Here is a 14,598-nt window from a genome sequence, read left to right as displayed (position 1 = left end):
AAAGGAGACCGATCATGAAAACACTGAATCCACTCACGAAATTCCATGTGCCGTGCTTGACCGTCTTCGTTGGTCTCGCCTGCCTGGCCTGCTTCGGCACGGCCTTCGCCAATGAGACGAACGTCGCCGAAAGCGTAAGGCAAAAGCTCTATTGGCCGGATGCCGCCCCGGCGCAACGGGACATCGCGGCCTTCCGCTACAAGGTGCTGCTCTATACCGACAGCGGAACCGGCATCCGGGCGGATGCCGCGAACATGGGCGCGCTCTACGGGGCGGCCGAACGCAGCCGCGCCCAAACCGCCGAAAACGAACTGCGCGCAGGCTTGGCCTCCCAGCCGGAAAGCACGCTCCTGCAAAACCTCCTGCTCGACCTCTATTACGACCGTCTGGCGGCGGAATTCATCCTGGCCGGAAACATGCGAATGCCGGATGGCCGGACCGCCGACAGAATACGCATGGGACCGGCGACGGTTGCCACCGGCCTGGTTATCGACGACGAGATCAACCTGCATGCGCAGGCCCTGGAGGCCTACCGTTCTGCGCTCGCAGGCTTCCTCGCCCTCCTGGCCGACAACCTGGGCCAGCCCGGCTCCCCGCCGGCGGGCTACACGGTCTTCAGGAATCTCGTGCCCGCCCGCGGACTGGAACCGGCCAGCTACCTCGACGGCACCAACCTGGTTTCCGTGAGCGGAAGCACCGCCCCCCTGTTCGACGGCTACAAGGATCTGGTCCTGCTGTTCAACGGCCTGCGCGACTTCGGCCGCTCGGCGGAAGCCCTCGGACAGCTCAAGGCCAGCCGAAACAATGCGGGGGATCCGGAAGACGCCAAAACCCTGGCCACCGATGCCCTGCGCTTCCTTTTCCTGCAGCAGTCAACATTGCTCGGCCTTTTCCCGAATCTTGACATCGACGACGCCTCCGGCCTGGCGGAATCCGCCGAAGGCGTGGCTGTTAGCCTGGCCAACCTGGAGGCCCTGGCCCAATCCATCCGGGACGGGTCCGGCCCACTCGGGTTCGAGGACGATTTCCTGATGCTGGTGCAAAAATTTGCGGGGCAATCGGAGGATGTTTTCGATTCGTTCGATGCCTACGAACTCCGGCTGAATCCCACCGACCTCTCCAGCCCGTTGCGCTATGCCATGGAATTGCAGGCGAGTGCCGTTGCGTCCTACGACGACTACCGCGGCTACCAGGACCAGCTCGAAACCCAGCTCGGCTACATTACCGAAACCGCCGAGGACCGCCTTTTCCAAATTACCGGCGCCTATCCCGGCGAACCCGAATACGAGCGCCCCGATACAAACGAAGGCTGCGAAATCTGGCAACAGCTCAGAAGCATCGATATCGCCAAACTGCAAATCCAGCGCAACCGGACCGAGATCGCCAACCTGGAGGCCGAGGTGCGCATCGAGGTCGGGCGTTCGCAATCCATCCAGAGCACCTATGTCTACTACGGCAACCGGCAAGCGAGCCTGACGGAGTGGATCGGCCACATCAACGCCGCGCAGGCGTTCGCCAACGAGATGGCGGCGGCCGCCGATGGCATCTCGGTCTCCGGCGGTTTTTTGGGCTTCAGCGTGAGCGTGAGCCCCGGCGTTGCCGCGCATGCCGCCAATGCGGTGGTGCAAGCCGCAGCCGAAGAGGGCAAGGGGCAGCTGGAGGCCGAGAAGGAAAAACTGGCCGCCCAGGAAAACGCGAAGCTGGAAAACATCGAAAGCGCCGCCAAGGTGGAAACCCTGATGCTGGGCATGAAAACGCTGGCGATCGATTCGCAGGAAGCCGCAATCCTGCTCAAGCAGGAACTCGGGCGCCTCGCCGCGCTGATCGGCGAGAAAGAGGATCTGGAGCGGACCTTGGCCGGGAGCCGGCAGAGCCTCTCCGGGCGCTACTTCGCCGACCCCGTCCACCGCCTGCGCCACCAGCACCAGACCCTGCTGGCTAACCTCTCGTTCGACGAGGCGCAAAAGTGGATCTACTTCATGGCGCGCGCACTCGAATACAAATGGAACACCCCCTTCATGAACTATTTCTTCCTCGGGCGCAAATGGTCGACCGACACCCTCTTCAAATTGCGCAACGCCAATGAGCTCGAACAGATGTACAACGCCATGGTCAGCTTCAACAGCCTCGTGCAACTTCCGCAGGACGACTATTTCGACTGGTTTTCCGTTCGCGAGGATTTCCTCGGCTACCGGGAGTTCAACGGCACCAACCAGCTCTTCTATGCCGATCCGGCCGACCCCGAATCCCCGGCCACGCTCACGGCGTCCGAGGCGTTCCGTAGCTACCTTCGCACCAAAATGGATGCCATCGGCAACATTAAACTGACCTTCAGCACGCGGCGCGAAATCCCCGGTGGAACCTTCTACCGCGGGGCGCGGCGCGACGACGAAGGCACCGTGCTCAGCGCCGGCCTCTTCCTCGACAAGATCAAATGGCTGAAGATCAACCTGCCCGGCGACCATTCGCTCGGCCGCACCCAGCTCGCCGGCGAGCTCTCCTACGGCGGCACCGGCTTCATCCGCAACTTCGATGTCGGCACCTTCCATCCCGAGCGCCCCGACCGGCTGCAGAACGAAGAGACCGCCTACGGCACGCGCTACTGGTATTTCCACGCCCCCTCCGCCAAGTGGCGCTTCAGCGAGGCGCTCAAGTCGCCCGTCACCATGCAGCTCAGCGCCGATCCCCGCGTGCCACCCACCGTTCAGGAAATCGACATTTTCAAGGAGCGCAGCGTGGCCACCACCGGCTGGAACCTCACCATCCCGACCGAAGACCTCGGCATCCCCGTGCTCGACATCGACGAGCTCGACGACATCGAACTCTACTTCTACCACTACGCCGTCTCGCGCCAACTGCCCGAAAGCAGCTACTCCGCCCTGGCCGAAGGCGAAACCGCCGCCCCGCGCGAAATCCCCTTCCCCTACAACCTGCGCTACGAGGAGTAAAGCCTCCACTACGTGGTGGCTCTCCGCTTTCGGGGCAGCCAGCGCGCCACGTGAGCCGAGTTGGCCTCGGCAACGTGGCCTCACTCGGTAGCGCAGGCTCTACTCATTTTGTCGATAATTACTTTGTAAACAGCACCCCTTTGCCCCAGCCTCTTTCGTTATGAAAGTGGTTTTGATTGTTCTGGATTCGGTGGGGATCGGCGCGGCGCCGGATGCGGCGGACTATGGCGACGGAGGCAGCGCCACGCTCCAACATATCGGCGAGGCCGTCGGCGGGCTCAAACTTCCAACCCTTGGAAAACTCGGCCTCGGAAACATTCGTCCCGATTTTCCAATCCCTGGAATTCCTCCGGCGGAACAGCCGTTGGCTTCATTCGGCATGATGCAGGAAGCCTCGGTCGGCAAGGACACCATTACCGGCCATTGGGAAATCTGCGGATTGGAGATCGATCCGGGCTTCCATAATTTTCCGATGGAGTTCCCTTCCTTCCCGCCGGAGCTGCTGGAGGCGTTCGAGGCGGCCACCGGTCGCCTGGTCATTGGCAACAAGGCGGCCAGCGGCATCGCGATCATCGACGAGCTGGGCGAAGAGCACATGCGCACCGGCGCGTGGATCGCCTATACCAGCGCCGACTCGGTGATGCAGCTGGCCGCGCACAACGAAACCATCCCGCTTGACGAGCTCTACCGCGGTTGCGAGATGGCCCGGCGCCTGTGCGATCCGCTGAAGGTTGGCCGCGTGATTGCCCGTCCGTTCATTGGGAAACCGGGCGCCTTCGAGCGCACCGAAGACCGGCGCGACTATGCCTTCACGCCCGAGGAGCCGCTCATTACCGAACGCCTGTTCGATGCCGGCATCCCCGTCTATGCCGTCGGCAAGATCGAGGACATCGTGGCGCACCGTGGTATTACGGAGAGCATCCATTCGGGCAATACCGAGGAGTCGCAAAAGGTGGTCGATCAGTTCATGGAGAAGGAGGGCGACGGTCTCATCTTCGCGAACTTCATCGACTTCGACATGCTCTACGGCCACCGGCGCGATCCCGCGGGCTATGCGCAGGCACTGGAGCAAACCGACGCGTGGCTCGCCTCGTTCCTGCCGAAGCTGGAACCCGGCGATGCGCTGCTGCTGACCGCCGACCACGGGAACGACCCCACCTTCAGGGGCACCGACCACACGCGCGAATTTGTGCCGTTGCTTTCCTACGAACCGGGGCGTGATGGGAAAAGCCTCGGCATCCGCCAAGGCTTCTACGACATGGCCCAATCCCTCGCCACCCGCTTCGGGATCAACCCGTTGCCGAGGGGAAAGGCCTTCCTGGTTTAACGAAAACCGCCCCCCCTATGCGCCAGAACGATGATAGCAAAATCATTTAATGCAAAATGTTGGCTTCGAGTTGGATGGTCGCGTGTTCAACATTTTGCATTAAATCATTTTGCCTAATTTCCCTGCATAAGCCGCGTTGGGGTTTCCCTACGGCGCTGAATGCTGCTCGACATATTCGCCGCGCGACGGCGAGTGCTTGGCATCGACCCGCCCCCGGCCACGATCCCAAATGAGCACGTTGCGGAATTGGGGTCGATAACCCGAGCCGGTGTCGGGCGCGGGATTGTCCTGCAGGTGGTAGTAGATGCTCGGTTGGGTCGAGTCGCCGGAGTTGCCGCATCGTGCAATGGGCTGTCGCACCGCCACCACCTGGCCGGTCTTGACCAGGATGCTGTCGTTCATCAGGTGGCCAATCACCGACACCTCGTTGGTCGCATGCTGGATGACCACCATGTTTCCGAGCCCCGCAAAGGTGTTGGGCGAGCGCGGCCGGTTGTCCTCCACCCCGTTCACCACGGCGATCACCTCGCCGGCGGCGGGCGCCACGACCGGGCGGCCGAAGGCGAAGAAGTCGGCGTTCTTTTTCCCTTCTTCGAGATAGGTCAGCCCATAGCGATCGGCAATCACGAACTCGCGCGCATGTTGCCGGACACGGTTGCCGAAATATTTGCTCGTCTGCCGGTTGTCGCCTCCCCACATCACGCGCCACCGCCCTCCGTAGGGCAACGTGAGGGCCGTCTGGTGGGGCGGCAGCTCGGGGAAGGCGGTCGTGAAGGGCAGAATCCGGAGTCCGCTAATCTTGTCGTCGGCATCCAGCGAAAGTTCCAGGCCAACCACCCCCTTCTCGAACGAGACCGGAAAGACCGCGATGCTTTCCTGCTGCACCCAGGGGGCATCGAGGCGTTCGATCTTGCCCAGCCGCTGGCGCAGGTTGGCAAAGGCGGTTTTCGTCCGCTCCTCGGAAAGCTTGGCGAGGGCCCGCGCGCTGAAATCGTCGCGGATGCGCAGATAGCGGCCCTGGTTGATGGAATCGGCCATGCGGTTGGCCACGAGGACGAAGCGATAGCCGGGGGTATCCGGCCGGATGCGCTTGGGGGACGAAACAAAGGTGAAGGTTTTTTCCTCGAACTTCACGAGATCCGGCGGCCCGTTCGTGGAAAAAACGATGGTGTGCGAATCGCCGCTGTCGAACTCGCCCTCGGCATTGTCGCCAGACTCGGCGCTATAGCTGTGGCCGGGATAGGTGATGCCCGACTTTTCCAGCTCGGCCGGCTCGTTGCTGGTCTCGTAGTAGCCCAGGTAGGCCCCGCTGTTCTCGAACACCAGCGTCCGCCACTTCCCCGTATCCTTGAGCCAGGTTGTGAAGATGTGGAAGAAGGCCTCCCCGCCCCGGATGCTCCCCATGCGCGCCAGCCGGTAGTCGGCCGGAAACTGCTGGAATGCCGCCACTTCGCCCACGGTCCGGCGGGCATCGGCGGAGGTGATATTGCTTTTGCGGTCCTCCGCGCCGACAGCCAGAAGCAGGCCGACCGCCAGCAACCCGATAAACCGGATCCGTTTGTTCGCTTCCATCGTAGTGGCTCCTTTCACTTCCCACGCCTTGGAGTCTACCGGCCCGCCACGCATCCCGCAACCGTTATTCCCCTTGCCTTGCCCGTGGAACTGTGGTCGGATGTTCCCCTTAAACCCTATTAAAAGGAACCACCATGACCCCTATCCGAATCCTGACCCTCGCCGTGCTGGCCTCCACCCTTCTTGGAGTCCGGGCCGAAACCACCAACACGGTCGCCGCCATCACCCAGCAGGAAGTGGTCGAGGCCGCCCTCTACGGAAAAACCGACGTGGTCGAGAAGGCGCTCAAGCAGGGCTACAAGGTCAACGAGCGCGATCCCGAAAACCGCACCGTGCTCATGTATGCCGCCTTCAACGGCCAGACCGACATCGTCAAGAAGCTGATCGACGCCGGTGCGGACGTCAACGCCCAGGATCAAATTGGCACCTCTCCGCTCATGTTTGCCGCCAGTGCTCCCGCCGGGACCGAGACCGTCCAGCTTCTGCTCGATAGCGGTGCCAAGATCAACATGGTCGACAACAACGAACACTTTTCAGCCCTCATGTGGGCCGCGGCCGAAGGCCAGGCCGAGAACGTCAAGCTCCTCTTGAAAAACAAGGCCAACCTCTCCCTCGAGGATATTGATGGCGACACGGCCGAAACGTTCGCCGACAAAGCTGGCCACGCCGCAGTTGCCCAAATCCTGAAAGAAGCTGCCGCAAAAACGGAAGCGCCGAAGAAAGAAGCTGCCGCAGAGTAATGCCCTTCGAAGAATCATTCCTCCGCGAAGCAATCCGGCTCTCCAGAGAACATATGGAAGCCGGTGACGGAGGCCCTTTTGCAGCCGTCATTGTGAAAGATGGCAACATTATTTCCAAAGGCTGGAACTGCGTCACCTCGCAGAACGATCCAACCGCGCATGGAGAAGTTGAGGCCATCCGAAAGGCCTGTAAAACGCAGAAAACCTTCACGCTCGAGGGATGCGAAATCTATTCCAGCTGCGAGCCCTGCCCCATGTGCCTCTCCACCATCTACTGGGCCCGGCTCGATGCGCTCTACTTTGCGGGTTCTCAATCCGATGCCGCCGATGCCGGTTTCGACGACCGATTCCTCTATGAAGAAGTTTCCAAAGATTGGAACGTCCGAACCTTGGAAACCGAACAGCACCTGCAAACTGAGGCGCAAAACGTATTCAATAGCTGGAAAAACAAGCCCGACCGCACCCCATACTAACGCAATAATGAAACACAAAGACACTAAGCACTCTAAGTTGCTTTTCTTTGCGTTGCTTCGTGTCTTGAGCGAGTCTTCGAGCAGGTGTTTATGAATCAGCCCCCAGCTCGAAGCGGTAGCCGATTTCGCGGACGGTCTGGATATGATTCGGATTCCCCACTTTGTGCCGCAATGAGTTAATACAGCGGTCCACACTGCGTTGAGTCACGATGATATCATACCCCCACACGGCATTCAGAATCTGATCGCGCGTCAGCGCCTGGCCGGGATGTTTCACAAACAGGGTCAGTAGACCGAGCTCTTTGGGAGTCAGTTCAACCGCCTTCCCGCTACGGGATAAGGTTTGCGAACTCAGGTTCAGTTCGCATTCGCCAAAACTGAAGACCTGCGCCTCCGGCTTACGGACGTTGCGCAGCATGGCATTCACCCGGGCGAGCAGTTCCTTAATGCTGAACGGTTTCGTGACATAGTCGTTCGCTCCGATATTCAGTCCCAGCACAATGTCCGATTCCTGGCTCTTTGCCGTAAGCATGATGATCGGGATTTCGACTCCTTCGGCGCGGATGAGGCGGCAGATTTCATAGCCGTTAATACCGGGCAACATGAGGTCGAGCAAAATCAGATCCGGCTTCAGGTTCAGTGCCGTTTCGAGCCCCTGCTCGCCTTCGCAGGCCGTCACAACGTTATAGCCGGAATACTCGAAGTTATCCTTCAGCCCGCGCATCATCGCCGCATCGTCTTCAACAATCAGTATGGTTTCCCCTGCCATCTCAACTCCTTATCCATGTGAAGTTTTTTACCACAAAATGCACAAAACAACACAAGAGAACCAAAAGCAGGGACTCACTTACTTTGTAAGTTTTATGTATCTTGTGATTCATTCTATCAAGAATCTCCATTCAAAGGAATGCGTACCGTAAAGACCGAACCACTGCCCAGTTCGCTTTCAATATCGATTTTACCACCGTGCGCCCCGACAATGAAGTTGACGATACTCAGCCCTAACCCGGCCCCGCCGACTTTACGCGTCATGCTCTGATCGACCTGATAGAATCGGTCAAATATTTTTGACTGCTCGCGGGCGGTCATGCCAATGCCGTTATCGGCCACCTCGAAACAAACCGCCTGTTCCTTTTCAAAAACCCGCAGCCGAATACATTTATCTCCATCCGAATATTTACAGGCGTTATCGAGTAGATTTAAGAGCACCTGCACCATCGAATCTCGGTCGGCCAGAATCGGTGGCGGATTTTCAGCAATCTCGACCGTCAAACTACAGCCGCACTGCTCATAGTTTTCATGTACCGTTTCAACCGCAATGTGCACCAGTTCGCCCGGAGCGACATCCTCAAAGTGAAGCGAGCGTTTGTTGCGCTCCATCCGCGAGAAGGTCAGAAAGTTGTCGATCAGGCGTGAGAGCCGTTTGTTTTCTCGGGCGATGAGCTCGAGATATTCTCGCTGCTGCGATTCACTCTTACAGCGCCCTTCCAGCAGGGTATCGACCAACATGCGCGTCGAAGCCAGCGGTGTCTTCAGCTCGTGCGTAACCGTCGCCACGAAATCATTCTTCATGTGTGTAAGACGCTGCTGCGCGACAAGAGAGCGTACCAGCAGCGCGGCGGCAACACTGATAAACACGATCAACCCGATCCCCGTCAGAATGTAAACCAGGATTCGTCGATCCATCTCTTCGGAAAAGGGATGATCTCCATCCAGATACAGATTGACATACCAGCCGCTCCAGGTTGCGTTCACCTCCGATGCCATTCGGTCTCGTTTCCTGCTTAAGACCATCCGGACGTTCTTCATGACAACAGCGGAATCGACGATCAACTGGAAATGCTCAACCAGCGTGGATTCGCGAAAAATAATGGCGGTCTTTGCCTCCGCGTTTGGGAGCATCCAAAGGTCTGCGTTTTGCAACCGGGTAAATCCCGAATCATCCACAAAGTCCGGCAACTTTGCATAGGCCGAGGCCTGCTGCGCTATCTGCTCCGCGTGCAACCACGGCATCACGTCAACGCCCAATTCCGCGAGCGACATTAGATAAAACAGACGACGCACCGATGGCATCGGAAGCGAATAATCCAGAACAAGGCTGCGCAGCACGCCCAACATTCCGGTATCGGCGGGATTCGACTGAGCATAGAACAACAGCAATGCGGGAAGAATGGCCCGACCGGACGAATCGCACGCCACCCGCAGCGTTTCATCGTCTTCCATCTGTTCCAACAGCGCCTTAGCTTCCGTCCAATTCTTTGAGCGGATCAAACCGAGAACACGCGTTTTCAGCTCCAGCCCCTCAGGAGAGGCATCCACCTCTGTTTCAAACCATTCAGATTCCGGATATGAAAACTGCGATCCGTCTTCACTGAGAACAAGAATGCTATCTCCCAAGCGCCTCTGCACCAGAAGACAAAACTGTTCCGGTGCGGATAACTCCGGCTGTTTTTCCAGACAATCCTTAAGGCGCAGAAACTCGTCATTCAATCGCGAGGCCGCCGAGGCGAGCTGACTCTTCTGAAGTTCCAGCATCTGCTGCTTCACGGCGGCCCGCTCGTTGCGCATCGCCGCCGTCATGAACCAGGTCATGCCACCGACCGGAAAAATGACAGCCATCACCAAAAAGAGCGCAATCCAGCGCAACTCGCGCAGCGGCAGCCGCTCCTTGATATCAAAAACCGGAGCCAGCGCTAACGAGACCGGAAGCGTCAGCGCCATAACAACCATCCAGATCTTCGCTAAGCCCAACGCAATAAAAAGAACGGTCGCCCCGACAAAGATGATGCCTATGATTATTTCCGCCCTCAAGGGCACCGCGCTTGTCCGTTTTTTTTGATCGATGGCAAATTGCGAAACCATGGAGAGCCATGCCACGCCAACTAACGACTCATACCCGGTTCCAAGGAACCCCAGGAATGGAAGAAACACTAGAAAAGCCAGCAATCCTTTGCGCCGGGGATTAAGCCGGTAATTCGCCTGCTTGCTTTCCACGTTCACCGTCGGAAGCAGCACCAGCAGCGACAACACCGACAGCCACGACAGTTTGGCCCACCGCTGAACCTCCGGATTGTCGAATCCCAGCAACCCCAGGAATCCGAAGAATCCCAAGGCGGCCAGAAAGCGCGGGTTTTGTATGCGTTGCTTTTTCACGCTAGAGTTCCATCGTTTCGACTTCAATGGTGTAGGAAGGAGTTCCATCAGCCGAAATCTTCATACGAGCTTCTTCCCCTCCCTTCAGTGTTAGGGAAGGTGAAGTCAAGACTTCAGATCCTTCAGCTTTCAGTAACTGCATCTTCAAAGTTAAAGTGTCCGGGAATTCAACGGCAGCATCAACTTTCAATACATAGCCATCCAACTGAATAACAGTCATTTTCTGTCGATAAAAACGGAATTTTCCAGTTCCAACGTGAGCATCGCCATCCATCACTCTGATCGTTGTGAAGAAAGTCTGAAACCGGGAATCGCCACTGGAACTGGTACCGTTTTTGCCAGCTTGCAACCGGAAAGGGGTGGAGCCGCTGTAAGAAACATTGTTGAGAACACCTGCTCGCAAATCGGCTCTCACTGAACCAGACGATGTCGGCAGTATGGTTACATCCAGCCGATTCTGTTCGGATGTCAACACAACTGGCGTGGTGTATTCACCTTCAAGTTCCTTAGACTCCGGAACATTGGCTCGACAATAGAACGGCACTTCTGCTTCTTCCGATGTAAATTCAACCTTGAGTTTTCTGGCATGGGCAAACGGCGTAATTCCAGCATCCGGATCGAGAATGATCTTCAATCCGTCGATGATGGCATCCAGCTCATCACGCACCGATTCAAATTCGCCGCGATCCATGCGGAAGACGAACCAGAAGACCCGGGAGTCCGCCGTGAAGTAGGCGCGGTATTCCGTCATCTCCCGCCCCTGCTCCTCGTAGTCCGCGGCAAAGACATGACTCACCTTCAAGCCATCAGCATAGTTCGTTCGTTGGGAGTTTTGCCGAACCTGGTAGTTTTTATGATAACCCTTGAGCACCTTGATATCTTTCGATGCGGCACTCTTCGGCGATCCCACCCCGGTGTCCCGGATGTCCTTGCACAGCATGGCCGTCAGTTTCATATCCGGCGGCAGCAGACGGACGATTTCCGAATCCTTGCCCGCGCTTGGCAGTACATAGCCAAACCAATCCTTCGGCAGATCGATTCTGGCCCCATGCGCTTTGAGCTCCATGGTTTCCTGGCGAGCGGAGGTGTGTTCGGCCAGCAACATATCCATCTGATCCGTCACGAATTTTACGGGTACGTGATTCTCCACCGTGAACCAAGCCGTCTGTTCGACCGCCTTCATCGCGCCCATGTAAACCTGGATGCGGATCTTCCAGCAATCGTGGGACTCCGAGGCAACATCGATCGATTCGCGCTTCAGCACCCGGATGCGGCACTCCAATCCCTCCGCGCCGGAAAGAACGCTCATGATCGGGAATGACGCCTTGTACTGTTCAGCGAGCGGCAGGTGCCGCATCAGGAAGATGACCTGCTCATTGTCGTAGATGGGATCGGGCACCTCCACCTCGCGGGGCGCTGCAGCCCCATTGCTCCGCAGCAGCACTTTGCCCGGCAGATAAGTGGCATCGACCGAGCCGAGTTGATGCGTGGTGTGGCCGGAAATAGGGATGAAACTCTCTTTTTCCGCTATCACGTGCGAGGCCATGATCGAACCGGCTGAGGGAACCACCAAACGTTGCTCGACTTTCCAGCATGCCTTGCCCTCATGCTCCACACCATTCACGGCCCAGACCAAGTGCCCCATCTCCATGCCGGTTTTGGTCAAAAGCCGAAAGCGCAATGCATCGCCATCCTTCCACGGAGCCGGCTGTAGACCGAGCGGCTTATACTTACTTGCCGGCGGATCCAGCAGCGTTTTTTGACCTTCTAGCGCTTCCGCCAAGGTCTGGTAATCCGCCGACTCCTGAAACTCCGTGATTCGAGCACGTATGGCCTCCTTCTCGTCGGCATCGGCCGCTTTAATAGCGTCCCGCGCCAGTTGCACCAGCATCGGAGAGCTACCCAGTTTGCGGACGACCAACTCCAGAATTTCGTCGAGTTCTTCACACTCGCGGTCGGCCTTTGCCGCAATCCTTGCGACTTCCAACAGCGGAAGGGTGTTATAAACAAACATCGAGGCGAGCTCGGCGGCTTTCACGATACGTTGATGATTGAACTCCGCAGTCGGCACCAATTTGGCCAACTCGACCAATGCTCCCACATGAAAGGTGGCGTTTGCTGTGATCTGCTCAACCCGCTCCAAGGCTTCCCGCTTTTCTTCGGTATCGGCCTTCTTTTTCAATGGAGCGAATTGCTTCACATATTTACCTGACTCATTCGACAACCGATAGCGGAACTCCGTCAGCAGGCTTCCTCCTGCTGGAATCTCACGTTCGAGATAGAGCTCGTTCTTTCCATCATTCAATGTGCGATGCGATGACGTGCCCTCAGGCCAATCCAACCACTCTGTCTCCGGCGGGATACGATAAATTTCAACCCGGCGCACAGTCCGGCCAGCACTTGGAGAATGGTTCATGCGATAAATGAACTCATCTGCAGTATTCGATACTTTATTCACCAGACCATCGATCCATCCGCGGGATTCAAGATAAAGAGTATCTCCGATTTCTGCGGGTTTATTCAGTTTCATGCTGTAGCGGAAAATATTCCTTTCGTGCGTTTCGCTGAACTCAACCGGGGTGCCGAATTCATCAAACATTTCCTCGATGTGTACAAAATCGGAACTAATGAAACTTTGAGTGGTCATTCTTTGCTGCAAGCCAGGCGTCTGCTGGATGCTGGAAAACTGAATGGAGCCGTCCGGCATGATATCGTTTATACTGATTTGAGTCATGATGGCGGGTTTGATTTCCATCTGACATTGGTAATGCGTCACCACCTTCGTTCCCTGATATCCGATTACTTCGCAATCGTACAAGCCCGGTTTTTCGTTTTCCAAACTGCGCTCATAGCCCGACCGGAACGATCCGTCCACCGTTTCAACCATAGACTCGCCGATAGCACCGCCGACCGGCCTCCGAACTAAATCAAAACAATCAATTTTCCCTTCAAGCGTTGATTTGAGATTAAGAGAAAGGGAAACCATGTCGGTTTGGTAACAGGTCAACGTAGGGCCCACTTTAACTTTTGGAGAATCTTCCAGATCCATCTGGATCGCAAACAAAAGGCGACAGTCCACAACCTGAGGAAAGAAAGGCATCTGAAAGTCCTCATGAAAGGATATTTTATCGATCAATTTTTCCGCCCGCCTGACATAGCGCTCCTGATCCAGGTAGTGATTTACGATTTTTCTCAGCTCCCGAACTGCCTCGGCGGTTTTCCCTTCTTCGACATAGCAGCGTCCCAGCCGAAACAGTGCTTCGGCCACTACCTTACGATTTGCCTGATCGGCATCCACGATCTCGGAATAGATTTCAATCGCCCGAGATAAATCCCCGACCGTCTCCTCGGTATAGATCCCCTGCTCCAGCAAAACTGCTATCGGGCCTGCTGGGCGAACTCTGGCTGGTTTCAGGTGCCAGTCCAAACCCTCAATCCCGCACCAGGAATTCCCTTGTGGGTAATATTTAAAGGGCAGCCTGCCTTCCAGCTTAGTGCCATCCTCTAGCGTCAGGCTGTATGGGAAGGCCGGAAGCTCCTCCCCTTCAATCAGCGGTTCACCCAGCGACACATCGACAATCGGATTGTCTTTGAAGGATCGGTAGATCCAGGCAGTCCAGGCGGGATAATCCGAGTGTACCGTATAGTAGATATTGGACTCATCTAAGTGCTTTATCATTTCTTCGTGATCTGTGATGCGGCCGGCAGTACGGATGGCCTCGAACAGCCGGGTTGCAGCTGCGCGGAATTCGTCGGGGTGTGCGGCGGCGTATTCCCGAGCCATCCTGTTCTGCCGCGACTTCCATGATGGATTGAGACGCTCCTTTTTCTTTTCAAAAATCGCACGGGCCTCTTCCAGGCTGTCGACCAGTCCATCCTGACCTTGGTTAAACCATTGACCATCCTTTAAGATGACGCTGCGCTGGTCGAACTTTACTTCGCCATCTTTGGTTCGCACTTGAGCAAAAACGCGGGCAACCACTCCCTTATAGACATTCACCTCTCGAATAAAGGCCTCGGTCCACATAGTGCCTCTATCAGAAAATTCCTGATTCTTCTTCTGCGACTTTCCAGAAACCCGATCCCAGTCGGCCGCATTTCCGCTCTTAGCCATGACGCGGTTGATCGCCGCATAGGCCGATTCCGGGGTCGAGAAATCCTCCTCCATGGGGAAGTCAGCAACACTACGGTTTACTTCATAGACAACCATTTTATCGGCATCATCACTTCCCGGCGCAGCGAACGCCCCCTGAACGAGCAAGCAACTTCCTACAACTACGCAACCTATTAAATTTCCCGTCTTCATTCTTCTACCTCCTGATTCCTTGTTAGGCCGCTTAACCTGACAGGAGCCTGTTACCGCTATGTTACGCCTTATTGCCGCA

Annotated in this window: 8 protein-coding genes; 4 read left to right on the top strand and 4 right to left on the bottom strand. The window is 56.9% G+C overall.

The window, feature by feature from the left end; genetic code table 11:
* Nucleotides 1-14 precede the first annotated feature (14 nt).
* Complete coding sequence (locus E9954_RS32100; protein ID WP_136083391.1) at nt 15-2,948, top strand: hypothetical protein; 2,934 nt, start codon at nt 15-17, stop codon at nt 2,946-2,948.
* 160 nt (nt 2,949-3,108) lie between these two features.
* Nucleotides 3,109-4,275 (top strand): phosphopentomutase, encoded by a 1,167-nt coding sequence (locus E9954_RS32095; RefSeq protein WP_136083390.1) that lies wholly within the window; start codon nt 3,109-3,111, stop codon nt 4,273-4,275.
* A 147-nt stretch (nt 4,276-4,422) separates the two neighbouring features.
* Here E9954_RS32095 and E9954_RS32090 read toward each other — a convergent pair whose 3' ends face one another.
* Nucleotides 4,423-5,847 (bottom strand): peptidoglycan DD-metalloendopeptidase family protein, encoded by a 1,425-nt coding sequence (locus E9954_RS32090; protein WP_168442753.1) that lies wholly within the window; start codon nt 5,845-5,847, stop codon nt 4,423-4,425.
* Nucleotides 5,848-5,981: 134 nt separating this feature from the next.
* Between E9954_RS32090 and E9954_RS32085 the strand changes: the two genes are divergently transcribed.
* Nucleotides 5,982-6,587 (top strand): ankyrin repeat domain-containing protein, encoded by a 606-nt coding sequence (locus E9954_RS32085; protein WP_136083388.1) that lies wholly within the window; start codon nt 5,982-5,984, stop codon nt 6,585-6,587.
* Nucleotides 6,587-7,060: a nucleoside deaminase gene (locus E9954_RS32080; protein ID WP_136083387.1), complete on the top strand. Its 474-nt coding sequence runs from the start codon at nt 6,587-6,589 to the stop codon at nt 7,058-7,060. The genes E9954_RS32085 and E9954_RS32080 overlap by 1 nt, the downstream gene beginning before the upstream one ends.
* 88 nt (nt 7,061-7,148) lie before the next feature.
* Here the strand turns inward: E9954_RS32080 and E9954_RS32075 are convergent, their stop codons facing one another.
* The 3 genes from E9954_RS32075 to E9954_RS32065 all read right to left on the bottom strand — a co-directional run bounded on the left by E9954_RS32075 (nt 7,149) and on the right by E9954_RS32065 (nt 14,519).
* Nucleotides 7,149-7,829, bottom strand: a complete 681-nt coding sequence (locus E9954_RS32075) for a response regulator transcription factor (protein WP_136083386.1) — start codon at nt 7,827-7,829, stop codon at nt 7,149-7,151.
* A 116-nt stretch (nt 7,830-7,945) separates the two neighbouring features.
* The gene (locus tag E9954_RS32070) at nt 7,946-10,213 is read right to left on the bottom strand and encodes a sensor histidine kinase (protein ID WP_168442752.1); all 2,268 of its coding nucleotides are present in this window, start codon (nt 10,211-10,213) and stop codon (nt 7,946-7,948) included.
* A gap of 1 nt (nt 10,214) precedes the next feature.
* Nucleotides 10,215-14,519 carry a DUF3108 domain-containing protein gene (locus E9954_RS32065; RefSeq protein ID WP_136083384.1) on the bottom strand — a complete coding sequence of 1,435 codons (4,305 nt, stop codon included), beginning with the start codon at nt 14,517-14,519 and terminating at the stop codon, nt 10,215-10,217.
* Nucleotides 14,520-14,598: the final 79 nt, after the last annotated feature.

Source organism: Pontiella desulfatans (genome assembly GCF_900890425.1).
Classification (GTDB): domain Bacteria; phylum Verrucomicrobiota; class Kiritimatiellia; order Kiritimatiellales; family Pontiellaceae; genus Pontiella; species Pontiella desulfatans.
This window is presented reverse-complemented; position numbering and strand designations above follow the sequence as displayed.